Below are 23,059 nucleotides of genomic sequence, written 5' to 3' on the forward strand. Positions count from 1 at the left end.
GTACACGAACCGCCCCGACGGCGAGACCGACAGGCCCTCCAGGGTGGCGTTCGTCGTCGCCTCGCCGGCGGGTGCGACCGCGAAACGCGCCGGCACCGCGAGCTCCCCGGCCTGCCGACCGTCCCGCCCGAACACCCGCACCGACGACTCCGTCTCTGAGCTGACCAGGAACCGCCCGTCCGGCAGGACGGCGACGCCCTCCCCGTCGAAGCTCGTCGCGTCGTACGGGGTGCCGTCCGGGCGGCGCAGGGTCAGCGTGCCCGTCAGCGTGGGGTGGCGCGGGTCGCGGAAGAAGAACAGCCGCGCCGGCTCCGTCCCACTGTGGTCCTCGACCGCCACGTACCCGCCGCCCCGCCGATCCGCGGCGAGCCCCGACAGCCCCCCGACCGTCACCCCGTCGATCGACGCCTTGTCCAACGCGTCGCTGAACCCGACAGCCACCGCGGTGGGCGGGCAGGACCTCTCCCGCGGCACGCCCAGCGCCGTCGCGGCGCCGGCCGCCGCGGGATTGCCCGTGGTCGTCGGTGCGGCTGCCGTCGTCGATGCGGCTGCGGCCGTGGCGGCGGAACACGCGAGTGCCGCTGCCGCGGCGGCCGCCAGGACGGTGCGACGGATCGGTGTCATGCCGTCACACTTCCCGGGCGGGGGTGACCGGTGGAAGGCCCGTGAGGTGAACGGCGCCCGAACAGACGCCGTCTCTCCTCGTCTGGTGACGGCCTCATCCGGGAAAACCTTTACCTGGTTTGGCTGTTTTCGTTAGGATGCGCAGTGTAGCCGGCGCTGTGGCGCCTGCCGGGCAGTCGGGGGCGATTCCGGTAATTCTGCGGGCGCGTCCGCCAGGTTCACCGCCGACGGCCCGGTTAGCCACCTCGTCTGGCGGATCGTCGCGCCGTGTCGATGGCACCGGAGGTTCCGTCATGCCGCCCAGCCGACCAGATGCCCGGGCCCGGGCCGAGGCCCTGAAGCCCCTGCTGCGGACGGCCCACCAGCGGGAGCAGGTTGACCAGGCGGTCGCGGCCGCGGACGGCCGCTGGGATGTCGCGTTGGACGCGCTGAAGCGGAAGCTGCCCACTGTGGCCGATCGGCTGGCGGCGGCGGATGCCTTGATCGGCTGGGCCGGCGACCATCCGTCCGTGGCGCGCGCGCTCGGTGCGCAGAGCCAGCTGCCGACCCTGCGTGAGGTGGCGCTCGGCCAGAATGTCGACTCGCTTGCTGGTCTGCTGGACCCGTCCCGGCCGGAGGCGGACCGGCGGGCCGCCGCGACCGCTTTGCGCCGCGGGCTGTTCCGGGCCGAGCCGACGGCGGTGCTGCGCAGGATGCTGGCCGACGGGGAGGTGCCGGCCGGTGACCCGACGGTGCGCGCCGCGGTCACCGACGCGCTGGCCAGCGCGCCGGACTTCGACTATTCGCGCGACGCCGGTGCACGAGGTCGTCAAAGCGTGGGCGCCCGGCGCCGGGGTGCCGGCCGACGTCCGCCACGCGGTGACCAGGCAGCTCGGCACGCTCCAGCGGATCCAGGCGATCAGCCCAGTGCCCGAGGCGGTGACCTTTCTGGCGCGGGCCGCGGTGCCGTCCGCGGTGAGTGTCGCCCAGGTGCCGCGCGCGCGGTTCGTCGAGCACGCGCGGCGTGAGGGCCTCGAGCCGGAGCTTGCGCACCAGGTGCACGCTGCGGCGGTGCGGGTCCAGGCTCGCAACGAGGCGGTGCTCGCGTCGCTGCGGGAGACCGTCACCGGGTCGGGGATCGCCCTGCTGGACGGCGCCGCGAGTCGCGACGAGCGGGTGGGCCTGTTACAGGCGAAGTTCGACGCCGTCGGTGCGGGGGCGGCGGCGCAGCCCCTGTTCGCCGATTTGGACACGTGCGTCTGCGACGACTGCCGTTCGGTCTACAGCCCGGCGGCGTACTTCGTCGAGCTCCTCCAGTACCTGCGGAACAACAACCTCGACGACGACCCCAAGTACGCGGGCACGGGGATCGAGGGCACGGCGCTCGGAATGTTGCTGCGGCGCCGGCCGGATCTCGCGGACCTGGAGCTCACCTGCGAGAACACCTTCACCGTGCTGCCGTACCTCGATCTCGCCACCGAGGTGATGGAGAGCTTCACGGTCCACCTGGCCGAGTACGCGCTGGACACGCACGTGCCCAGGCAGGCCGTGCTGGACGTCTTCAACGTCGAGAACGAGACCACCGCGGAGCTTCAGGCTCAGCCCCAGCACGTGAACTACGAGGCGTACTGCGAGCTGAAGAGCGCGGTCCGCCCGTTCGGCCTGCCCTACCACCAGCCGATCGACCGGGAGCGGATCTGGCTGAATTACCTGGGGACCAGCCGTTTCGACGTGCTGGACACGTTCCGGACGGCGACCGAGCGGTGTGACGGCGCGGACCTGGACGACGACCAGCAGGCGGAGCTGACCCGGCTGCACGGCGTCGCGCTCGACCGTGCCTGCCAGGCCGAGTACCTCGGGCTCACCCAGGAGCAGTACATCCACCTGGCCCGCCAGGCGTTCTGGCCGCGGGAGTACTTCAGCCTGACCACCGGCGCGGAGGTCAGCGAGGACGACTACCTCGCGAAGATCGGCGTGCGCCCCGTCCACGAGTACTACGGCTACGACTTCGAAGCCGCGATGCTCGACCGGGACGAAGGCGCCGCGAGCGGCCTCACCTTCGTCGCAGCCCAGTTGCTGCCCCGTACCGGGGTGACGTACGTCGAGCTGTCCGACCTGCTGCGGACCCGGTACCTCAACCCGGCCTTCCCCAGCGGCGCCGCGCTTCGGCTCACCGATGCGGTCAGGTTCCGGTACCGCCTGTTGCAGGGCCTGGTGGACACCACCAGCACAGACTCGCGGCGCCGGTTCGGCCCGCTCGTCGACTTCCTGACACAGGAGCAGCCGGGACTGAGCCGTGACGAGGTTTACCAGTGGGCGCGCTGCTCGTTCGAGCAGATCGGCGGGCTGATCGTGCTGGACGCGCCCGGTACCCGCCGGCTGCCGCTGCACGGCTACCTGGCTATCCCGGACATCGTCATCGGCATTGTCCCCGAGGCCCCGCGGGCGACCACCCAGTGGAGGCTGACCGCCGAGGGCGTGGTGACCGACGTCAACACCGGCGCGGTGGCCGGCCAGGTGACCGACGCGGGCCTGGTCACCGACCTCTCCGGCGCTCCGCTCGACCCGAACCGCACGCTTACCGTGCTCGACGATGCCGGCGTCCAGATCGGCACCGTCGACTCGACCGGCGCGATCGCCGACCGCACGGGCAAGCGGATCACCTGGATGCTGCTGGACGACTGCGACTTGGGCCCGGTCCGGCTGACCCACCTGGACGGCACGGGCGTGACCACCGCTGAATACGACCGGATTCACCGGTTTATCCGGCTCTGGCGCTCGACGGGCTGGACGATCCTGGAGACCGACCAGGCGCTGACCGGCCTGTCGGCGCGTCCAGCCGCCGGCCCGGTCACCGAGGCCGGCGACTGTGCCTTCGTCCGGCTCGACAGCTTCGCCGAGCCGTCCGGCCCTTGCTCGGCGGGTGAAGGCGGCCCGCAGGACCCGCCGTGCCCGCCGGTCCCCGAGCCGACGGAGATCACCGTCGACTTCCTCGCCCAGCTTGTGGCGCTGCGCCGCGTGCTGGAGATCACCGGGCTGCCGCTGGACCGGGTGCTGAGCTTCTGGGCCGACGTCAGCACCGCCGGCGACCCCTCGCTGTACACCAGGGTGTTCGGCTCGCACAACGTCCTCGCGATCGACCCGGTCTTCCGGCCGGACGCGAACGGGCACGTGCTCGCCGCGGCCGGGAAGATCAGTGACCACGTCGCCGGTCTGCAGGCCGCGCTCGGCCTGTCCGCCACCGACCTCGCCACCGACCTCGCCACCGTCGTCCAGTGGCGCGCCCTCCCGGACGGGCTCGCCCTGGCCAGCGCCACGGTGCTGTTCCGGCACGCGGTGCTGGCGAAGTACCTGCGCGTCAAGATCCCCGACCTGGTCGGGGTGGTCGCCGTCTTCGGGGACCCGTTCGTGTCGGCCAGCGCGGCGTGGACGTTCCTGGCGGACTGGCAGGCCGCGGCGGACGCCGGCCTCGGCTACCGCCAGCTCGACTACGTGCTGCTCGACCACGATGATCCGCGCCGCCCGCTGGCCCCAGGCCGGGTGAAGGTGCTGCGGACCACCAAGGCGCTGTACGACGGACTGACCGCGATCGACGCGGCCCACCCCGACCTGCCGGCGGACGGGTTCGACCAGGCGACCGACGAGCTGGTCCGCTCCGAGGCCGGGCTGGTTTTCGACCAGGCGGTGGTGACGGGCCTGGTCGGGCTGCTCGACGGCACGTCCGTCCACACGACGAACGCGCCGGCCGGGCTGACCCTGACGGTGCCCGACGACCTCGCGGCCACCGTCGCCTACGTGCCCCGGCCGAAGACGACGTCGCCGACCGCGGAGCTGCGGGTGACCGGCATCCTCACCCCGGCTGCGACCGCGCGCGTGAAGACGCTCTCCGCGTCGCCAGCCTGGTCGGCGGCGCTGCGGCCCAGCCGCGCCGGTTCTTCACCGAGACCCTCCAGGCGCTCTTTCCCGCGCCCGACGACGCCGCGGCGATCCTGCTCGCGGGCGACGTCAACCCGCCGCCGGACCCGGCCGCCGCCGGTGCCGCGCCCGGCAAGCGGCTCTACCTGCTGCGCGCCCTGCTGCCCCAGCTCCGGGCCCGGCTGGCGCACAAGATGATCGTCGAGACCGTCGCCGGCGAGTCCGGGCTGGCCGCCGACGTCACCGACACCCTGCTCTCCGGCGTCCTGGTGGTCGGCGCGGCCCCGACGCGGGCGATCGACGCGCTCCTCGGCCTGCGCCAAGCCGCCCCGGCCGGCGCCGGCTGGCACGGCTACCTGCTGCCGCCCGCCGGGGGTGCGTACACGTTCGTCGTGACCGGCAGCGACACCCAGCCCGCGGCGCTCACCCTGGACGGTGCGCCGGTCGCGTTCCCGCACCAGCAGGAGGACCCGAACAACGTCTGGAGCAGCGACCTCGTCACGCTCAAGGCCGGCACCCTCTACCAGCTCGACACCGGCGGCGCCGACGTCGCCCAGCTCCAGTGGCGCACCGCGACGTCGCCGACGACGCCGGTCCCTGCCTCGGCGCTGCTGTCGAGCTACGCGGCGGACGGCGCCGACGAGGTCTTCGCCCGGGTGGCCAAGGCCGCGATCCTCATCGGCGCCCTCGGCCTGAGCGCCGACGAGTGCGCCTACCTGCAGAACCACGGCACGGACTTCGGCGGCTTCAGCTTCAACAAGCCCACCCTGGCGGGCTGGCGCCGGGCGCACGCCTACGCCGTGCTGCGGGACGCGCGGTCCTTGCGGGACCGGGTCAAGCCGGTGCGGGCACGGATGGGGGAGCTCGGCTGGTCCGCGTCGGCCCTGATCGCGGTCGTCCTCGCGGTCGCCGTGCTGCTCGCCACGGGCGTTCTGCGCGTCGGGCCGGGGGACGGCGCCGGACCCGCGGCGGCGCCCGCCCGGCCGAGTGCCGCGCCGGCGTACCCGCTGAGCGCGCCGCTGCCGCTGCGTGGCCTGGTCAGCCTGGCGGCACGGCGGCGGCGGCATCCTGCTCGCCGACTCCAGCCAGCACGCGCTGACGCTGTTCGCACGCGGGACGGCCAGCACCATCGTCGGCCGGACCGCCGCGGACCGCAGCGGCCAGCCGGGACCGGCCCGGGACGAACCCGCCGCGGTCGCCGCGCTGCGCCGCCCGGCCGGCATCGCCGCCGACGGCGGGTCCGTCTTCGTCGCCGACGAGTGGAACTGCGTCGTCCGCCGGGTGTACCGGCCGGCGGGGCAGCCGCGGCGGGGCGAGACCGTGGCGGGGCGGCCGTCGACGGAGACGGTGGACCGGGTGCTGGCGGGGGCGGCCGACCGCGGCAGGTCGGTGGCGCCGTCGACGATCTGCCCGGCGGGCGGTGCGGGCGGGCCGAAGAACGTCGGCGCGCAGATCGGCACGCCGACCAGCGTCGCGGTGAGCCCGAGCGGCGTGCTGTACTTCACCACCGGCTACGCCGGCCAGGTCTGGAAGATCGATCCCGCCGCCGGGACCGGTGACTATCGCACCACCGCGGCGCAGCTCGTCGCCGGCAACGGCGCCGCCACCGACCGCGGCCACCGGGTGGCCCACGAACGCCGGTACGACGACGGCACCGACCGGGCGACCGCTGTCCCGCTGGCCAACGCCTACAGCGTCGCGGTCGACGCCGCCGGCCGGGTGTTCGTCCTGTCCTACGCCGACGGGCACGCCCGCATCCACGTCGTCGAGAACGGCCGGATCAGGACCGTCGTCGACCGCGGCCTCGACGACGCCGCCATCACCAGCCTCGCGCCGGCCCCAGGCGGCGGGGGAGTGCTGTTCACCGACGCCCGGCATGGGACGGCCTGGCAGGTGAGCGACCGGCCGGGCGGCAGCGGCACTGCCGGCCCCGGCCCTGCCGCCCCCGGCCCCGACACCGCTGCCCTCGCCCGGCCCGTCCTGCGGCAGGCGTGCGTCGGCGACACCGAGCGGCTGTTCGGCATCCTTGCCGACCGCGGCGGCGACCTGTACTACACCTGCAACGACGCCACCCAGGCGTCGCTCTACCGGATGTCCGCGCGGGCGCTCGCCGCCGCCGGCTCCGGTCCGGGCCAGCGCATCCTGTACTGACCGCGGGAGGGTGGTTCATGACAGCCGACGGTCGGGTGCTCTACGTCGTCGCGTGCGGCGGGTATCCCGCGGTCGAGTTGCCGGGGTTCGTCGAGCACGCCCGATCCGCCGGGTGGGACGTGTGCGTGATCGCCACTCCGGCCGCGATGGCGTTTCTCGACGCCGGGCGGCTCGCCGAGCTCACCGGCCATCCGGTCCGCTCCGGATACAAGCGGCCGGGGGAGCCCGACGTGCTGCCGCCGGCCGACGCCTTCGTCGTCGCCCCGGCGACGTTCAACACCGTCAACAAGATCGTCGCGGGCATCTCGGACACCCTGGCGCTGGGCTTGCTCAACGAGGCTCTCGGCGCGGGTCTGCCGATCATCATGGCGCCGTATCCGAACAGCGCCCTGGCCGGCCACCCCGCCTACGCCGCGAGCGTCGAGGCGCTGCGCTCCTGGGGCGTGCGTCTCGTGTTCGGCCGGCCCGGCGACCCGCGCGGCGGCACCGACCAGCCCGGCCGGGAGAACACCGCCTTTCCCTGGGACGAGCTGCGCGCCGCCCTCGCCGCCCTCCCACGGGGGCGTGGCGGGGCGGGCTAGTACAACGCTGCGAAGGTCCGCTTCCTGTCCTGCTTTCACGCTGCGTGACGTCGCCATGTGGCTACGACCGGGTGCTGCACGGACGACGGCTCGCGGTTCGGGGCGGATGGGTGGGAGAGCCGCCACCGTGGTTCTTCTGTACGGTTCGGCGTCCGATTTGTCCATACAGAGCAACCACGTGGCTCCGTTCCCACGCACACCTCTCGCGGGGTGGTTCCGGCGAACCGTCCGGCGGCGAGGCGAGCGCCGTCTGACGACACCCCGTCACCGAACACCGGAAAAGGCGCATGCGAGCGGCTGCACTGGTGCTGTAGCCGGGTCGCTTCTGCGGGTGCATGAGGCGGGTTGCGGTGCGTTGCGCACGGTCCGCGGGCTCAGAGCGTGCAGAACGCACCGCAACCGGTCCCGTCCTGGTTCCGGCTCGGCTCCGCCCCATCGGGGCCGAGCGTTCGACACGCAGGATGACTGTCTGCCGCGAGTTCAGCCCGCAGCGGAGGCCGGCATGATCCGGATCCCGACGGTGAACCGACGGTCGCCAGCCTGGCGGCGCGCAATGTTTGGCAGCGAGCCTCCGCGGAATGCCGTGGATATCTGCTGCGACCTCCCGGAAGTGCGAGAAGGAGGCATCTCATGGCGACTGGTGAGACCGGGTTCAGCGACATCGTCCACGATCTGATCACGGTGCAGTACCACGCGCTGAAGGCCGGGCACGACTACGAGCAGTTCATCCGCGACGCGGAGAACGCCGACGAGCGGGAGATCGCCGAGTTCTTCCGCGCCGTGATGAAGGAGGACGCCGACCGCGCGAGGGCCTGTCACCGGCACCTCGCCCACCTGTCCGGCACCTCGGCCCCAGGTTCCGCCGTGACCTGACCTGGCCTGACCGGTCCCGGTCCCGGTCCCGGTCCGGTCCGGTTCGGTTCGGTTGAGGTCAGGCCCCCGCGCCATACCCGGTCGATCCGGTCGGATTCGGCCACCCCGGGAGGCCGGGCGGGGCGGATACTGCGACGATGAGCCGTGCGTCGGCGCCGGCTCATCCGCCTTGTGTCTTATGTCTGTGTGATCGGATGCGGGTTCGTTCTGGTGGGATGCGGCGGTGGCGCACACCCGCCACGCCGGCCCGAGGCGGCTCGCGTCCCGACGACGTCCGGCCCCGGCGGCGACCAGTCCGGGGGCTTCGACGTGCGGGCCGAGAACGCCCGCCCGGGGGCCGAGTGCGGCCTGAGCCAGCTCGGTCCGCAGAACGCGGTGCAGGGCTGGCTGGACCAGGTCGGCATCGCCGCGGGCACGCCGGTGCGGCTGTTCGCGTCGACGACGGCCCCGTCGCTGACGGTCTCGGTCTTCCGCACCGGGTGGTACGGCGGGCGGACCTGTCGCCTGATCACGACGGTCGGGCCGCTTCCCGGCCGTCGTCAGGCCGGCCCGGCGCACGACCCCGCGACCAACACGATCTCGGCGGCGTCCTGGGCGCCCACCGCCACCTTCCCCACCGGGTCCTGGCCGCCCGGTGACTACCTGTTCCGGCTGGACGCCTCCGACGGCAACCACCGGTACGTGCCGCTGACCGTCCGGGGGCCGTCCGCCGCGGGCCGAGTGGTGATCCTCAACGCGGTGACCACCTGGCAGGCCTACAACGCCTGGGGCGGCTACAGCCTCTACCACGGCCCGCGCGGTTTCGCGGACCGGGCCAGGGTCGTCTCGTTCTACCGGCCGTACGACTACGGTGACGGCGCCGCGGACTTCACCGGCAACGAGGAGCCCCTCGTCGCCCTCGCCGAGCGCCTCGGCCTGCCGGTCTCCTACGCCACCGACCTCGACCTGCACGCCGACCCGCACCTGCTCGACGGCGCCCGCGTGGTGATCTCGCTGGGGCACGACGAGTACTACTCCCCGGCGATGCGGGCCGCGCTGACCGCCGCCCGCGACCGCGGCACCAACCTCGCGTTCCTCGGCGCGAACGCCGTGTACCGGCGGATCCGCCTCGACCCGTCGCCGCTGGGGCCCGACCGGCTCGAGACCGCCTACAAGGTCGCCCAGGAGGATCCCCTGTACGGCCGCGACAACGCGCGGATCACCGCCAACTGGCCCTCCCCGCCGGGTGCCGACCCGGAGAGCTCGCTCACCGGCGGGATGTACCAGTGCAACCCCGTCCACGGCGACCTGGTCGTCACGCGGCCGCAGTCCTGGCTGCTGGCGGGCACCGGGCTCGCGGCCGGCGCCCGGCTGCCCGGCCTGATCGGCTCCGAGTACGACCGGGTCGACCTCGCCTATCCCACGCCCCGGCCGATCGAGGTCATCGCCCATTCCCCGATCACCTGCCGCGGCGTCCACGACTTCTCCGACGTCTCCTACTACACGGCGCGTTCGGGGGCCGGGGTGTTCGACAGCGGAACCAGCGCCTGGGTCTGCCCCCTGGCCGACGTCTGCGGGCCCGGCACCGGCGGCCCGGACGTCCAACGGGCTATCACCCAGATCACCACCAACCTGCTGACCGCCTTCGCCGCCGGCCCCGCCGGGGTGCGCCATCCCGCCGTCGACGCCGTCCCGGCCGACGACCGCGGCGGCACCGCGCCGGGAGAGAAGAACTGACCGGCCGGGTCCGGGTCCGGTAGCGGGGCCGGCGTGTACCTGGCGGGGCGGGGCCCGCTGCCCAAGTCCGCACGCGGCCGGACGGACGACGCGGACGGCGACGGCGGTGGCGGTGGCGTTGCCGACGCCGTCGACGCGGAGGCGGCGTCGCCCACCATGTCCGCCAACGTGTTGTTCCTCGGCCTGACGAGCCTGGTCACCGACGTCTCCGCCGAGATGGTGGCCTCGGTGCTGCCGCTCTACCTGACGGCGCGGCTGGGATTTAGCGCGTTGCAGTTCGGCGCCGCCGACGGTCTCCTCCAGGTCGTCGCCGCGGTCATCGCGCTGCTCGGGGCGCTGCTCGCGGACCGGTGGCGGCGCTACCGCGAGGCGGCCGGCGCCGGGTACGCGCTGTCGGCGGCCTCCCGGCTGGGCCTGCTCGGGGCGCACGGCTGGCTGCCCGTGCTCGCCTGGCTCGGCGCCGACCGGCTTGGCAAGGGAATCCGGACCGGCCCCCGCGATGCGCTCATCTCGCTGTCCGCGCCGCCCGGGCGGCTCATGGAGGCGTTCGGGTTGCACCGGGCGTTCGACACCGGCGGCGCGTTGCTCGGCCCGCTGCTGGCCGTGGTCCTGCTCGGCGTCGCACCCGGCTCCTACTCGACGCTGTTCACCGCGGCGTTTCTCCTCGCCGTCGTCGGCCTCGCGATCCTGGCGCTCTTCGTGGAGAACCGCCGGCCCGCGGAGGACGCGCCGCCGCCCGCGGTCGTGCCACCCGCAGTCGCGGTCGTGCCGGTCGTGCCGGTCGTGCCGGTCGTGCCGGTCGTGCTGGGGGTGCTGGGGGTGCTGGGGGTGGCGTCGGCCGGCGGAGCGCCGCGACGGCTGTGGACTCCTCTCGCCAGGCTATGGGCGAACCGGGCGCTACGCCGGCTGCTCGCGGCGACGGCGCTGCTGAGCCTGCCCGCGGTGAGCGACTCGCTGCTGTTCCTGGCCCTGCGTCACCAGGCCGGGATGGACGTCCGGCTCTTCCCGTCCCTGTTCGTCGTCGAGTCGCTGTGTTACCTGCTGTTCGCGGTGCCGATGGGTCGGCTGGCGGACCGCGTCGGTGCCGGGCGAGTCCTGCTCGGCGGTCAGGTGGCGCTCGCCTGCTGTTTCGCCGTGCTGCTCGCCCGGCCCGGGTACGGGGTGAGCGTGCTCGCCCTGCCCGTGTTGCTGGGGATCTACTTCGCCGCCACGGACGGGGTGATCGCCGCACTGACGAGTCAGACGGTTCCCGCGTCGGCGCGGACCATGGGGCTTGCCCTGGTCGGACTCGTGCTGGCCGCCGCGCGGGGGACCGCGACGTTCGGTTTCGGCGCAGTCTGGACCCGTTGCGGGCCGGGCGCCGCGCTCGTCGACGCGCTCGCGCTGACGCTGGTGAGCGGGGCGTTCGCGGCGGTGCTGCTGCGGCCCTTCCGACCCGGCCACCACTCGTCGGCCCGTTCCGCCGATGCCGTTCCCGTCCCCCGACTCCCGAATCCGCCGCAGCCGAGGTTCCCGCAGCCGAGGTTCCCGCAGTTCCTGCAGTCGAGGTTTCCGCAGTGTCCGTCGGCGCACGCGGCCGCGGTGACAGCCTGGCGCGAGGACTGCGATGGCCGTCGGGCCCGCGGGTGGCAACGTTTGCCGTGGTCGTCGCGGTGTGCCTGACGGGCGCGGTCGGGGTGAGCGTGCGGGACGGACGACGCGAGGCGCCTGCCGTCCGGGCGTCGGGCGCGCACCGGGCCACGGGGTCGGCGTCGCCCGGCGCCGCCCGCCCGGTGCCGATGACCGTGTCGGTGCCGGCGCTGCTGGTCCGCCCGCACCTGCTGGTGCTCGACGCCGCCGAGGGCGCGGGCTTCGGCCGGGTCGAAGCGGTCGACGTGCGCGATCCGACCGGGCCGCGTGCGCCGACGTCGCTGACCTGCGACCGGGTGGACCAGCGGGCGGGGCGCGGCCTGTGCCTCACCGACGACCGGGCGTCCGCCCGTGCCGGGGTCGCCGTGTTCGACGACCGGCTGCGTGTGCTGTTCCGGCTGCCGATCGCGGGCCTCGCCAGCCGGACGCGGGTGGCGCCGGACGGGCGGATCGGCGCGGCGACCACCTTCGTCGCCGGCGACGCCTACAACATCGACACCTTCTCGACCCGGACGCTGCTCATCGATCTTATCTCCGGCCGGACCGTCGCCGACCTGGAGGACTTCGCCGTGACGCGGGGCGGGCACCGGCTACACGCCATCGACGAGAACTTCTGGGGCGTCACGTTCGCGGCGGACTCCGACGCCTTCTACGCCACCTTGCACACCGGCGACCACTACTACCTGATCCGCGGGCACGTGCGCGACCGGCGGGCGGAGATCCTGCGGGACGGCGTCGAATGCCCGTCGCTGTCCCCGGCCGGTGACCGCATCGCCTACAAGTCGCGGCGCAACCACGGTTTCGCCCCCGCCACCTGGCGCCTGCACGTCCTCGACCTCGCCACCGGCGCGGACCGTCTGCTCGCCGAGACCCGCAACGTGGACGACCAGGCCGCCTGGATCGACAACGACCACGTCAGCTATGCCGTGGCGAACCCCGGCCCCGGCACGCCTCTCGCCGATACCTGGACGGTCCCGGCGGATGGCACGGGCCGCCCGCGGCTGCTCGTCCCGGCCGCCCAGTCCGCGGTCCCGGTTGCTCCGGCCGCTCCGGGCTGACACGACCGTCCGTCATGGAACGATCCCGGAATGAAACAGCCCTGGTGGCGGTTTGCGCTGCTGCTTGTACTCGCTGCTTCCGCGCCCATCGTGACGGGAATCGTCGGTGGCTGGGTGGGCGACTGGCTCGGCTCCGGCACCGACGGCTACGCAAAGGCGGCTTACCACATTTATGCGCCCCGCCCCCTCAGGTGATGATCGGCGTGGGTGGCGCCTACGACCTCGGCTACCACGTCGTGTGGTGCCCGCAGTACGCCCGTCCCGTCCGGACAGGTCCAGGACCGTCCCGAGCGTGCCGCGCGGCCACTTCACCTGCGGCGACGCACCGGGGGCGAGATCGTAGTCGGGGATCAGTCGGTGCCACTCCTCGAACACCAGGCGCATCTCCAACCGCGCCAGGTGCGAGCCCAGGCAGCGGTGCACCCCGGCGCTGACGCACCAGCGCGTGGCGCAGCGGGCCGAGGTGGGCCGGGCAACGATCTACCGGCACTGGCCTCGCCCCGTCGACCTGATCACCGAGGCGCTGATGATCACCGAACGGCCGCTGCTGCGCGGCGCGATCGACCGCGACTTCGCCGACCGCATCGTCGACGCCGCTCTCGGCCCCCGGCCTGGCGCGAGGGTCCGTAAGCGTCACCTCGGCGACCTGGGGCTCGCGCGCCGCAGGTATTGCGTCGCCATTCTTTAGATCACTAGTAGACTAGTGATCTAGGAGTGTGCATGTTTCGTCTCGACGCCGGGTCCGGCGTTCCGATCTACCGGCAGCTCGTGCAGCAGGTGCGCCAGGAGGTCATGCTCGGCCGGCTGAAGCCGGGCGAGCAGCTTCCGACGGTCAAGGAGCTGGTGGAGGTGCTCGCGGTCAACCCGAACACCGTCGTGAAGGCCTACGGCGAGCTGGAGCACGCGGGGATCGTGGTGCGTCGCCAGGGCGTGGGGACCTTCGTCGCGTCCGCGCCACCGACATCGCCGCTGGATGCGCCCCCCGCGCTGCTGACCCCGCTGGTCCGCTGGGTCCGGCGGGCCAGGCAGCAGGGGCTGTCCGCCGAACAGATCCGGGCGCTGGTCGCCGTCGCGTTGGACGAGCCGGGCGCAGGCGAAGACGTCCACCGCAGCGCCGGAGGTGCCGCATGACGGCCGTGTTGTGCGCGGACGGATTGGGACGCCGCTACGGGCGAGGCACGTGGGGACTTCGCGACTGCAACGTCGACGTGCCCGCGGGACGGGTGGTGGCGCTGGTTGGCCCCAACGGCTCCGGGAAGACCACCCTGCTGCACCTGGCCGCGGGGCTGCTGCCCCCCAGCGCCGGAACCGTCCACATCGCCGGCCTCGCCCCGGCCCGCCAGCTCGCGCGGATCGGTTTCGTCGCCCAGGACGCGCCGTTGTGGCCGCGCCTGCGCGTCGCGGACGTCCTCGACGCCGGTCGGCACCTCAACCCCCGCTTCGACACGGCGCTGGCGGCCGAGCGGATCGGGCGGCTGGACATCCCGCCGCGCGCCCGGATCCACACCCTCTCCGGCGGGCAACGCGCCCAGGTCGCGCTCACCATGGTCCTGGCCAAGCAGCCGGACCTGCTGCTGCTGGACGAACCGCTGGCCAACCTCGACCCGCTCGCCCGACGGGACTTCCTGGCCTCGATGTTCGCCGCGTGCACCGAGACCGGCGCCGCCGTGGTGTTCTCCTCCCACGCCGTGGGCGAACTCGAACGCATCTGCGACTACCTCATCGTGCTGCGCGACGGCCGCGTGCGGCTCGCCGGCGACATCGACGACCTGCGAGGGGACCACCGGGTCGTCTCCGGGCCGGCCGGCTGGCCGCAGTCCGGCGGGTGGTCGGTCATCAGCGCGCGAAGCACCGCCGGGCGGACCACCGCGCTGGTCCGATCCGACCCGGGCGCCGTCGCCGGACCGGGACTCGACGAATCCCAGCCCACCTTCGACGAACTGGTGCTCGGGTACCTCGACGACGCCCGGCACACCCCGCAGGAGGCACTCGCATGACCTGGTTCGCCTGGCGGCAGCACCGCGGGCAGGCGCTGTGGGCCGCGCTGACCGTCGCGGCCCTGTGCGTCCTCATGCTCCGGGTCGGGCTGCACGCCTCTCACACGCTCGCGCCGTTCCGGGCCGCCGGCTGCATCAGCCCGGGCCACGACCCGGGCGAACGACACGGCTCGGGCTGCGCGGGACTCGAGGGGTTCGGTCCGGACTTCAACTACGCGATCCCCCTGTTCGAGCTCGGCGTTCCGCTGGTCGTCGCCGTTATCGGCGCCCTGGTCGGCGCGCCCCTGGTCGCCCGCGAGATCGAGCAGCGCACCCACCTCGCCGCCTGGACCCAGTCCGTGCCCCGCCGGCGTTGGTACACCGCGAAGGTGCTCACCGCCGCCACCGGGCTCGCCCTCACCGGCCTGCTCGCCGGCCTCGCCAACGACCGGCTCCAGCGACCCCTAACCGAAGGCGGCCTCACCAGCTCACGCTGGCCGTGGTTCTTCTCCGTCGGCCTCGCCCCGGTCGGGGAGATCCTGCTGTCCTTCGCCCTCGCCCTCGCCGTCGCCGCCGGTGCCTGGCTACGACGCACCCTGCCCGCCGTCGGCATCGCGCTGGCCGGGTTCCTCGCACTCCTGCTGTGCACCGGTCGAGCAGTCCAGACGCTCACACCCACCAGCCACACCACCGGGCCCCGGCCCAGCGTCCCCCGCGACGGCTGGATCATCCACGGCAACAGCAGCTACCACCCCGCGAGCCAGTTCTGGCCGCTGCAGGTCACCTTCCTGATCACCCTGCTCGTCCTCGCCACCGGCCTGCTCGCGTTCGGCTGGCGCGCCACGCGCACCCGCGGCGCGTGAACCCTCGCGGCCGAGTTCCTGTTCTGGCCATAGCCGTTTCAGGAACCCGCCCGCCGGGATTCGAGTGGGTCAGCCCTTGCCACTGCTGGAGCGGGCCGCGAACGTGCGGGCCCGCTCGGCGACCTCGGGCGAGGAGAACGACTCGCTTTCGGTCGACAGGGCGTAGGGCAGCACCTTCAGAGCGGCGTGCTGCAGATGCAGATTGAGGGAGCGCTTGGTCTCCTGCAGCGTCTGGGCCGGCTGCCCGGCCAGCTTCTCCGCCAGGGCCATCGCCTCGTCGAGCAGCTTCTCGTGCGCGACGACCCGGTTGGCCAGGCCCAGCTCGACGGCGGTCGCGGCCGGGATCCGCTCGCCGGTGAACAGGTATTCCTTGGCCTTGAGCAGACTCATCATGAACGGCCAGGTCACCACGCCGCCGTCACCGGCCACGAGCCCGACGTTGACGTGGGTGTCGGCGAGGTAGGCCTTCTCCGACATCAGCACGATGTCGCAGGACACCGCGATGCTGCAGCCGAGGCCGCCGGCCGGCCCGTTCACCGCGGCGATCACCGGCACGTGGCAGCCGAGGATGTGGTCGACGAGCAGGCGGGCGGTGCGCATGTTGGACCGGCGGTGGTCGAGGTCCTCGACGCAGGCCAGGAAGCCCGGGATGTCGCCGCCGGCGGAGAAGGCGCGCCCGGCGCCGGTGAGCACGACGGCGCGGACCTCACGGTCACGCATGACCTTCACCCACACGTCGGTGAGTGCCTCGTGCAGTGCGTCGGTCATCGGGTTGAGCTTGTCGGGGTCGTTCAGCGTGATGACCCGGATCGAGCCGACCGACTCGTAGCGCAGCAGGTCGCGTGCGTCGTCTACCACTGGGGTTGGTCCACTTCGTGAGAACGGAAAGGGAGGATCGGAGCTGGCCGCAGCCGCCCGCGGGGTCAGAGCAGCTCGAGGATGGTGGCGTTGGCCTGACCGCCGCCCTCGCACATGGTCTGCAGGCCGTACCGGATGCCGTTGTCCCGCATGTGGTGGACGAGCGTGGTCATGATCCGCGCGCCCGAGCCGCCCAGGGGGTGGCCGAGCGCGATCGCGCCGCCGTTGGGGTTGACCGTCGCGGGGTCGGCGCCGAACTCGGCCAGCCACGCCAGCGGGACCGACGCGAACGCCTCGTTGATCTCGAATGCGCTGATGTCGCCGAGGGACACCCGGCTGCGGGCCAGTGCCTTGTGGGTGGCCGGAATGGGACCGGTGAGCATCATGACGGGGTCGGAGCCGACGACGACCGCGGTGTGCACGCGGGCGATCGGGGTGAGCCCGAGCTCGGCCGCCCGCTCGCTCGTCGTCAGGAGCAGTGCGGCGGAACCGTCGGAGATCTGCGAGGCGTTGCCGGCCGTGACGACGCCGCCGTCCGGGCGGAACACGGTCTTCAGCTTGCCGAGGGTCTCGACCGTGCCGCCCCGGCGGATGCCTTCGTCGGCGCCGAACAGGCCGCCGCCCGGCAGGTCGACCGGGGCGATCTGCGCCTCGAACCGGCCGGCATCCGCGGCCGCCGCCGCCCGCTCATGGCTGGCGAGGGAGAACTCGTCGCAGGCGGTCCGCGACAAACCCCACTTCTCGGCGGTCATCTCGGCGCCGACGCCCTGGTTGGGGCGCACCCCGTCGCAGTACTCGATGAACCTGGCCGGATGCGGCTTGGCGTCGCCGACCGCGGAACCCATCGGCACCCGGGTCATCGACTCGACGCCGCCCGCCACGACCACGTCGTACTGCCCGGCGATGACCCCGGCGGCGGCGAAGTGGACCGCCTGCTGCGATGAGCCGCACTGCCGGTCGACGGTCGTCCCGGGTACGTGTGCTCCGGCCAGCCGGCGGTGATCACTGCGGTCCGGGCGACGTCGAGGGCCTGCTCGCCGACCTGCGAGACGACGCCCCACACGACATCGTCGACCAGGCCGGGGTCGATCCCACTGCGGGCGGCGAGCTCCGTCAGGACGTGCGCCGACAGATCGCCGGGATGGACCCCGGCCAGCCCTCCGTTCCGTTTGCCCATCGGCGTCCGCACCGCTTCGACGATCGCTGCGTCCCGCATGACCCCACCACCTTGCCCATAGTCATTGTCTTCTCGTTACCGATTTGTGTCACCGATCGGCTTATGTCACAGACCGGCGGCCAGCGCCTTCGCCTCCCGGCGATGGGCGTGCAAGATCGGCTCGGTGTAGCCGTTGGGCTGCCGGGCGCCGTCGAAGATGAGGCTGGTGGCGCAGCGGAAGGCGACGCCGTCGAAGTCCGGGGCCATCGGCCGGTAGGCCGGATCGTCGGCGTTCTGCTTGTCGACGATGGCGGCCATCCGCTGCAGGCTGGCGTGCACCTGTTCCGGGGTGACGACGCCGTGGCGCAGCCAGTTCGCCATGAGCTGGCTGGAGATCCGCAGGGTGGCGTGGTCCTCCATCAGCGCGACGTCGTGGATGTCGGGCACCTTCGAGCAGCCGATGCCCTGGTCGATCCAACGCACGACGTAGACCAGGATCGACTGCGCGTTGTTGTCGATCTCCTGCTGGCGGTCCTCGGCGCTCCACGCGGCCGGGTCGCCGAGCGGGATCCGCAGGATGTCGCGCAGGTCCGCGCGGGGCCGGTCGGCCAGCTCGCGCTGGCGGGCGAACACGTCGACCTGGTGGTAGTGCAGCGCGTGCAGGGTCGCCGCGGTGGGCGAGGGCACCCACGCCGTCGTCGCGCCGGCCCGGAGCTGGCCGATCTTCTGGGTCAGCATGTCGGCCATCAGGTCGGGCATCGCCCACATACCCTTGCCGATCTGGGCGCGGCCCGACAGGCCGGCTGCCAGTCCCTGATCGACGTTGTTGTCCTCGTAGCTGGCGATCCAGCGCTGCGTCTTCAGATCGGCCTTGCGCACGATCGGCCCGGCCTCGAAGGAGGTGTGGATCTCGTCGCCGGACCGGTCCAGGAAGCCGGTGTTGATGAACACCACCCGCCGGCGGGCCGCCTCGATCGACGCGGCGAGGTTCACCGTGGTGCGGCGCTCCTCGTCCATGATCCCGATCTTGAGGGTGTCGGCCGGCAGGCCGAGCAGCTTCTCGACCCGGGCGAACAGGTCGACGGTGAGGGCCGCCTCGGCCGGGCCGTGCATCTTCGGCTTGACGATGTAGATCGAGCCGGTGCGGCTGTTGCGCCGGGCCGCGTCCGTGCGCAGACCCGGCAGCGCCGCCAGGGACGTGATGATCGCGTCGAGGATGCCCTCGAACACCTCCGCGCCGTCGGCGTCGAGGATCGCGTCGGTGGTCATCAGATGCCCGACGTTGCGGACCAGCAGCAGCGCCCGGCCCGGCAGCACGACCTGCCCGCCGTCGGGCGCGGTGAACGTCCGGTCCGCGGCCAGCGCCCGCTCGAACGAGGACCCGCCCTTCGTCACCGTCGCGGTCAGGGTGCCCTGGTTCAGCGCCAGCCAGTTGGCGTAGGCCGCCACCTTGTCCTCGGCGTCGACGGCGGTGATGGAGTCCTCGAAGTCGACGATCGTGGTGAGCGCGGCCTCGAGGACGACGTCCTGCACCCCGGCGGGGTCGCCGGCGCCGATGGCTCCCGCGCGATCGACGAGGATCTCCGCGTGCAGGCCGTGGTGGCCCAGCAGGATCCCGCTGGGCGACGCCGCCTCGCGGGTGTACCCACGCAGCGCCGAGGGGTCGGCCAGGCCGGTCTTCGTGCCGTCGGCCAGCGTGACGACCAGGCCGCCGTCGGCGCCGGCGTAGTGCGTCGCGTCGCCGTGACCGCCTTCGCGCAGCGGCGCGATCTCGTCGAGCAGCGCCCGCGCGTAGGCGATGACCTTCGCGCCGCGAACCGGGTTGTAGGGCCCATCGCGGTGCGCGCCGCCGTCCTCGGCGATGACATCGGTGCCGTAGAGGGCGTCGTACAGCGAGCCCCAGCGGGCGTTCGCCGCGTTGAGGGCGTACCGGGCGTTGAGGACCGGCACGACGAGCTGCGGGCCGGCGGTCAGCGCGATCTCGTCGTCGACGTTCTCGGTCGAGAGCTGGAACGGCTCCGGCTCGGGCCGCAGGTAGCCGATCTCGACGAGGAAGTCGTAGTAGGCGTCCGCGTCGTGCGGGGAGCCGGCGCGGGCGCGGTGCCAGTCGTCGATCTGCCGCTGCAGCTCGTCGCGCTCGGCGAGCAGGGCCCGGTTGACGGGCGTGAGCGCGGTGACGATTTCCTCGACGCCGCGCCAGAAGGCCGCGGGCTCAACTCCCGAGCCGGGCAGGGCGGCGGCCTGCACGAACTCGTGCAGGCTCGCCGCCACCTGAAGGGCACCGATCTGGATCCGTTCGGTCATCGTCAGTCCTTGTCGTGTGGTCGCGTTACCGAGCGGCGCGGTCGAAACGTGCGGGGCCTGCCGTCAGGAGAATCCGCCGTCGGGGGGGATCCGCCGTCGGGAGAGTCCGCCGTCAGGGGAAGATCGCCCCGGGGTTGAGGATGCCCAGAGGGTCGAGCGCCTGCTTGATGCGCAGGGACAGCTCCATCACCTCCGGACCGAGCTGGTCGGGTAACCAGGCCTTCTTGAGCCGGCCGACGCCGTGCTCGCCGGTGATCGTGCCGTCGAGCTTGATGGCGAGGTCCATCACCTCACCGAAGGCGAGCTCGGCTCGCTGGGCCATGTCCGCGTCGGCCGGGTCGAAGACGATGAGCGGATGGGTGTTGCCGTCGCCGGCGTGCGCGATCAGGGCGATCGTCAGGGCGCGGTCGGCCGCGATCGTCTCGATGCCCTGAACGAGTTCCGGCAGCCGCGGTAGCGGCACGCCGACATCCTCGAGCAGCAGCGCGCCGCGCCGTTCCACCGCGGGGATGGCCGCGCGGCGCGCCGCGACGAACGCCTCGCCCTCGTCCGGGTCGTCGGTGACCAGCGTCTCGGTGGCGCCGCTGGCCACGTAGGCGTCGCGCATGATCTTCATCTCGCGCTCGGCGGCGAGGTGCTGGCTGTCGGAACGGGCCACGAGCAGCGCGGCCGCGTCGCGGTCGAGCCCCATGTGCAGGACGTCCTCGACGGCGTTGATCGACGCCTGGTCCATGAACTCCAGCATCGAGGGCCGGATGGCCGACGTGATCGCCAGGATGGCCGCGGTGGCCGCCTAGGTGGTGGGGAAGGTGGCGACCAGCGTGCTCGACGGGGGCTGGGCCGGGATGAGCCGCAGGGTGGCCTCGGTGACGATGCCGAGCGTCCCCTCGCTGCCGACGAACAGCTTGGTCAGCGACAGCCCGGCGACGTCCTTGAGCCGCTGGCCGCCGAGGCGCACGGTGCGCCCGTCGGCGAGCACGACCTCCAGCCCGAGCACGTAGTCGGTCGTGACGCCGTACTTCACGCAGCACAGGCCGCCCGCGTTCGTCGCGATGTTGCCCCCGATGGAACAGATCTCGAACGACGACGGGTCCGGCGGATACCACAGCCCGTGGACCGCGGCCGCCGCCTTGACCTCGGCGTTGAGTAGATCCGGCTGCACGACGGCCATCCGGGTGAGCGGGTCGACGCGGATCGCGCGCATCCGCTCCGTCGACAGCACGATGCCCCCGGTGACGGCGGTGGAGCCGCCGGACAGCCCGGTGCCCGCCTCCCGCGGCACCACTGCGACGCGGTGGCGCGCCGCCCACCGGACGGCGATCTGGACGTGCTCGGTCGACTCGGCGCGCACCGCCGCGAGGGGCTGTCCCGCGAGCGGGTCCGCCGCGCGGTCACGGCGGTACTTCTCGAGCAGGTCCGGATCGGTGACGACCACCCCGGCGGGCAGCGTGTCGACCAGCTCGGCGATGGTGACGTCCTTCACGGTCACAGCGGCGAGCCTTTCCAGGGGAGGGTCCGCACGACATCGCGTCCAGGACGCCGGCTTCCACTCTGCCAGCTTCCATCATGCGGAAAAAGAAATCTGTATCGTGATACGAACGTAGGACGCGACGGGGCCCTCGGTCAAGGTGAACGCCGGGTGGCAGGCGGGGGAGCCGGCCGAGGCGCGCCCTGTGCTCAGGGCCGATGCCCGGCCCAAGGGGAGAGGGAGGTGCGCGGGGATGCCGGTCGAGCAGCGTGCGGCGGGGGTGCAGTCGGTCCAGCGTGCCCTGGACATCCTCGAGGTCGCCGAGGCAGCGGGCGGCGGTTGTTCGATCAGCGCGATGGCCGCGGCGACCGGTCTGCCGCTACCGACCATCCATCGGCTGGTCCAGACCCTCACCGCTCGCGGCTACCTACGCCAGCTTCCCGACCGCCGGTACTGCCTCGGTTCCCGGCTGGTTCCGCTGGGCGCCGGCGCGAACGCGTTGCTCGGCGAGCGGGCCGCCCCGGTCCTGCGCGAACTCGCCGACGGGCTCGGCGAGTCGGCCAACCTCGCGGTCCTGGCCGGCGAGCGCGCCGAGTACGTGGCCCAGGCCCCCGGGGTGTACTCGATGCGCACCTTCACCGAGGTGGGCCGGCGGGTCCCCCTGTACTGCACCGGCGTCGGCAAGGCGCTGCTGTCCGCGCTCGGCGACGACGAGGCCCGCGCGATCCTCAGGCGCTCGACGCTGTCCACTCACACCGCCACGACCATCGTCGAGCTCGACGCACTGCTTGACGAGCTGGCCGCCATTCGCGCCCGCGGCTACGCCTTCGACGAAGGCGAGATGGAGGTCGGGGTGCGCTGCGTCGCCATGCCGGTGTCCGTGCCCGGCATGGCGCCGATGGCGCTGTCCGTGTCAGGTCCCGCCGTGCGCATGAGCGACGACCTCACCGGCCGCGCGGCCCCCGCCCTCGTCCGCGCCTGCGCCGCCCTCGCCACGGCCCTCACCTGACCCGCCTGACCCACAGGAAGGCCCGCGCAGGCCCGGGAGGATTTCGGCGAGACGTTCGAGCTGGTCCCGCGCGGACCCGAGGCCAACGGTGCCGATCCGGCAGACGAGGTGGCGTGCTCCGGCGGCGATGTAGCCCGCCAGGTGCGCGGCCACCTGCGCCGACGGCCCGGTGGTCACGGCCTGGATGGCCTCGAGGTCCCGCAGCGCGAGTCCGTAGTTCGCCCGGCTGTAGTCCGCCAGGGCGTCGCGTCCGCTCTCCACGGTGTCGGCGATCAGCACCGACACGAACAGGGCGGGCGTGATCGTGTCCGTGGCGCGGCCCGCGTCGGCGGCTGCCCGCCGTACCTGGGCCAGACCGGTCCGGTAGTCCGCCGGGTCGGGTGGGTAGGGCAGCCACCCGTCGTAGCGGCGACCGGTGCGGGTGAGCGCGGCGGGGGCGGCGCCGCCGAGCCAGATCGGTGGGCCACCGGCCTGGCTGGGTGCCGTGGCCGGCGGGATCCCGTCGAAGTGCAGGAGGTTCGCCGTGGAAGGAGGTCGGGCCATCGGCGGCCCACAGCCGGCGCCACAGGGCGACGGTCTCGTCGAGCCGGGTGAACCGGTCGGCCCAGGGAACCTGGGACAGCTCGTGCAGGGGCCGGCCGAAACGGCCGGGAAAGGCCGCGCCCACGGCCACGGTCAGTCGCCCGCCGGACAGCAGGTCGAGGGAGGCGAGGGTCTGCGCCGCCTGCACGGGCCGGCGAAGTACCGGCAGGAGCGTCGCCATGACCGCTTGACTCCGCGATCTCGGCTTCGCGGTTCCCCTGCGCCTGCGTTCGGCCGCCGGGGAGCTACGGCTTATCACCACGATTACCACGTTCGCCACCGCCGTCGACGTCACCGTCGTCGAGTACGGCCGCGGC

Annotated in this window: 20 protein-coding genes and 4 pseudogenes; 15 read left to right on the forward strand and 9 right to left on the reverse strand. The window is 73.1% G+C overall.

Features of this window, described 5'->3' with window-relative positions; all coding sequences use genetic code 11:
* The coding region (locus G6R25_RS08690) for an esterase-like activity of phytase family protein (protein WP_163552570.1) at positions 1–624 on the reverse strand (624 nt) is incomplete at its 3' end.
* An 858-nt stretch (positions 625–1,482) separates the two neighbouring features.
* Between G6R25_RS08690 and G6R25_RS08695 the strand changes: the two genes are divergently transcribed.
* The 10 genes and pseudogenes from G6R25_RS08695 to G6R25_RS30245 all read left to right on the forward strand — a co-directional run.
* Positions 1,483–4,716, forward strand: a complete 3,234-nt coding sequence (locus G6R25_RS08695) for a hypothetical protein (RefSeq protein ID WP_163552571.1) — start codon at positions 1,483–1,485, stop codon at positions 4,714–4,716.
* Positions 4,713–6,077: a PA14 domain-containing protein gene (locus G6R25_RS25080; protein WP_205446974.1), complete on the forward strand. Its 1,365-nt coding sequence runs from the start codon at positions 4,713–4,715 to the stop codon at positions 6,075–6,077. Before G6R25_RS08695 ends, G6R25_RS25080 begins: the two co-directional genes overlap by 4 nt.
* Positions 5,995–6,669: an NHL repeat-containing protein gene (locus G6R25_RS25085; RefSeq protein WP_205446976.1), complete on the forward strand. Its 675-nt coding sequence runs from the start codon at positions 5,995–5,997 to the stop codon at positions 6,667–6,669. The genes G6R25_RS25080 and G6R25_RS25085 overlap by 83 nt, the downstream gene beginning before the upstream one ends.
* A 17-nt stretch (positions 6,670–6,686) precedes the next feature.
* The gene (locus G6R25_RS08710; protein ID WP_163552572.1) at positions 6,687–7,250 is read left to right on the forward strand and encodes a flavoprotein; all 564 of its coding nucleotides are present in this window, start codon (positions 6,687–6,689) and stop codon (positions 7,248–7,250) included.
* 630 nt (positions 7,251–7,880) lie between these two features.
* Entirely contained in the window at positions 7,881–8,123 is a 243-nt protein-coding gene (locus G6R25_RS08715) for an acyl carrier protein (RefSeq protein WP_163552573.1), read from the forward strand.
* Positions 8,124–8,333: 210 nt separating this feature from the next.
* A complete protein-coding gene (locus G6R25_RS08720) occupies positions 8,334–9,839 on the forward strand; it encodes a N,N-dimethylformamidase beta subunit family domain-containing protein (RefSeq protein ID WP_235947848.1) in 1,506 nt (501 codons plus the stop codon).
* 33 nt (positions 9,840–9,872) lie between these two features.
* Positions 9,873–11,501, forward strand: a complete 1,629-nt coding sequence (locus tag G6R25_RS08725) for an MFS transporter (RefSeq protein ID WP_163552575.1) — start codon at positions 9,873–9,875, stop codon at positions 11,499–11,501.
* Positions 11,465–12,526, forward strand: a complete 1,062-nt coding sequence (locus G6R25_RS08730; protein ID WP_163552576.1) for a TolB-like translocation protein — start codon at positions 11,465–11,467, stop codon at positions 12,524–12,526. Before G6R25_RS08725 ends, G6R25_RS08730 begins: the two co-directional genes overlap by 37 nt.
* Before the next feature lie 30 nt (positions 12,527–12,556).
* A complete protein-coding gene (locus G6R25_RS08735) occupies positions 12,557–12,721 on the forward strand; it encodes a hypothetical protein (RefSeq protein WP_163552577.1) in 165 nt (54 codons plus the stop codon).
* A pseudogene (locus tag G6R25_RS30245) lies at positions 12,721–12,804 on the forward strand (IS200/IS605 family transposase); the annotation flags it as partial. The gene G6R25_RS08735 and the pseudogene G6R25_RS30245, both read left to right, overlap by 1 nt.
* A 7-nt stretch (positions 12,805–12,811) precedes the next feature.
* Here G6R25_RS30245 and G6R25_RS30250 read toward each other — a convergent pair.
* A pseudogene (locus G6R25_RS30250) lies at positions 12,812–12,952 on the reverse strand (cytochrome P450); the annotation flags it as partial.
* A gap of 19 nt (positions 12,953–12,971) precedes the next feature.
* Here G6R25_RS30250 and G6R25_RS26540 point away from each other — a divergent pair.
* From G6R25_RS26540 to G6R25_RS08755, 4 genes are read left to right on the forward strand one after another with little or no spacing between them, the layout of a single operon-like run.
* Positions 12,972–13,214, forward strand: a complete 243-nt coding sequence (locus G6R25_RS26540; RefSeq protein WP_235947850.1) for a hypothetical protein — start codon at positions 12,972–12,974, stop codon at positions 13,212–13,214.
* Positions 13,215–13,246: 32 nt separating this feature from the next.
* Positions 13,247–13,657, forward strand: coding sequence for a GntR family transcriptional regulator (locus tag G6R25_RS08745; RefSeq protein WP_235947851.1), 411 nt, complete (start codon positions 13,247–13,249; stop codon positions 13,655–13,657).
* Positions 13,654–14,523 (forward strand): ATP-binding cassette domain-containing protein, encoded by an 870-nt coding sequence (locus tag G6R25_RS08750; protein ID WP_163552579.1) that lies wholly within the window; start codon positions 13,654–13,656, stop codon positions 14,521–14,523. The genes G6R25_RS08745 and G6R25_RS08750 overlap by 4 nt, the downstream gene beginning before the upstream one ends.
* Complete coding sequence (locus G6R25_RS08755) at positions 14,520–15,365, forward strand: ABC transporter permease subunit (protein ID WP_163552580.1); 846 nt, start codon at positions 14,520–14,522, stop codon at positions 15,363–15,365. The genes G6R25_RS08750 and G6R25_RS08755 overlap by 4 nt, the downstream gene beginning before the upstream one ends.
* Before the next feature lie 69 nt (positions 15,366–15,434).
* On the opposite strand, the gene G6R25_RS08760 is transcribed toward G6R25_RS08755, so the two are convergent.
* The 5 genes and pseudogenes from G6R25_RS08760 to G6R25_RS31320 all read right to left on the reverse strand — a co-directional run bounded on the left by G6R25_RS08760 (position 15,435) and on the right by G6R25_RS31320 (position 21,172).
* A complete protein-coding gene (locus tag G6R25_RS08760; RefSeq protein WP_163552581.1) occupies positions 15,435–16,223 on the reverse strand; it encodes an enoyl-CoA hydratase/isomerase family protein in 789 nt (262 codons plus the stop codon).
* 65 nt (positions 16,224–16,288) lie between these two features.
* Positions 16,289–17,439: pseudogene (locus G6R25_RS08765) on the reverse strand (thiolase family protein).
* Between the two features lie 66 nt (positions 17,440–17,505).
* Positions 17,506–19,683 carry a malate synthase G gene (locus G6R25_RS08770; RefSeq protein WP_163552582.1) on the reverse strand — a complete coding sequence of 726 codons (2,178 nt, stop codon included), beginning with the start codon at positions 19,681–19,683 and terminating at the stop codon, positions 17,506–17,508.
* Between the two features lie 112 nt (positions 19,684–19,795).
* Complete coding sequence (locus G6R25_RS31315) at positions 19,796–20,461, reverse strand: FAD-binding oxidoreductase (protein ID WP_336500976.1); 666 nt, start codon at positions 20,459–20,461, stop codon at positions 19,796–19,798.
* Positions 20,462–20,476: 15 nt separating this feature from the next.
* The gene (locus G6R25_RS31320) at positions 20,477–21,172 is read right to left on the reverse strand and encodes an FAD-binding oxidoreductase (protein ID WP_235947855.1); all 696 of its coding nucleotides are present in this window, start codon (positions 21,170–21,172) and stop codon (positions 20,477–20,479) included.
* Positions 21,173–21,404: 232 nt separating this feature from the next.
* Here G6R25_RS31320 and G6R25_RS08780 point away from each other — a divergent pair, with 232 nt between their 5' ends.
* On the forward strand, positions 21,405–22,160 hold the full coding sequence (locus tag G6R25_RS08780) for an IclR family transcriptional regulator (protein WP_163552583.1): 756 nt from the start codon (positions 21,405–21,407) through the stop codon (positions 22,158–22,160).
* Here G6R25_RS08780 and G6R25_RS08785 read toward each other — a convergent pair.
* Together G6R25_RS08785 and G6R25_RS31325 are read right to left on the reverse strand one after the other, a co-directional pair.
* Positions 22,065–22,703, reverse strand: a complete 639-nt coding sequence (locus G6R25_RS08785; RefSeq protein WP_235947857.1) for an LLM class flavin-dependent oxidoreductase — start codon at positions 22,701–22,703, stop codon at positions 22,065–22,067. The genes G6R25_RS08780 and G6R25_RS08785 overlap by 96 nt on opposite strands.
* A gap of 31 nt (positions 22,704–22,734) precedes the next feature.
* Positions 22,735–22,923, reverse strand: a pseudogene (locus G6R25_RS31325) (LLM class flavin-dependent oxidoreductase); the annotation flags it as partial.
* Positions 22,924–23,059: the final 136 nt, after the last annotated feature.

Source organism: Candidatus Frankia alpina (assembly GCF_902806485.1).
GTDB classification, from domain to species: Bacteria; Actinomycetota; Actinomycetes; order Frankiales; family Frankiaceae; genus Frankia; species Frankia alpina.

Coding starts and splice junctions, on each gene's coding strand:
- G6R25_RS08780 (WP_163552583.1), top strand. CDS start 21,405: ATGCCGGTCGAGCAGCGTGCGGCGGGGGTGCAGTCGGTCCAGCGTGCC.
- G6R25_RS08785 (WP_235947857.1), bottom strand. CDS start 22,703: ATGGCCCGACCTCCTTCCACGGCGAACCTCCTGCACTTCGACGGGATC.
- G6R25_RS08745 (WP_235947851.1), top strand. CDS start 13,247: ATGTTTCGTCTCGACGCCGGGTCCGGCGTTCCGATCTACCGGCAGCTC.
- G6R25_RS08715 (WP_163552573.1), top strand. CDS start 7,881: ATGGCGACTGGTGAGACCGGGTTCAGCGACATCGTCCACGATCTGATC.
- G6R25_RS08755 (WP_163552580.1), top strand. CDS start 14,520: ATGACCTGGTTCGCCTGGCGGCAGCACCGCGGGCAGGCGCTGTGGGCC.
- G6R25_RS08750 (WP_163552579.1), top strand. CDS start 13,654: ATGACGGCCGTGTTGTGCGCGGACGGATTGGGACGCCGCTACGGGCGA.
- G6R25_RS25080 (WP_205446974.1), top strand. CDS start 4,713: ATGATCGTCGAGACCGTCGCCGGCGAGTCCGGGCTGGCCGCCGACGTC.
- G6R25_RS08735 (WP_163552577.1), top strand. CDS start 12,557: ATGAAACAGCCCTGGTGGCGGTTTGCGCTGCTGCTTGTACTCGCTGCT.
- G6R25_RS08710 (WP_163552572.1), top strand. CDS start 6,687: ATGACAGCCGACGGTCGGGTGCTCTACGTCGTCGCGTGCGGCGGGTAT.
- G6R25_RS08770 (WP_163552582.1), bottom strand. CDS start 19,683: ATGACCGAACGGATCCAGATCGGTGCCCTTCAGGTGGCGGCGAGCCTG.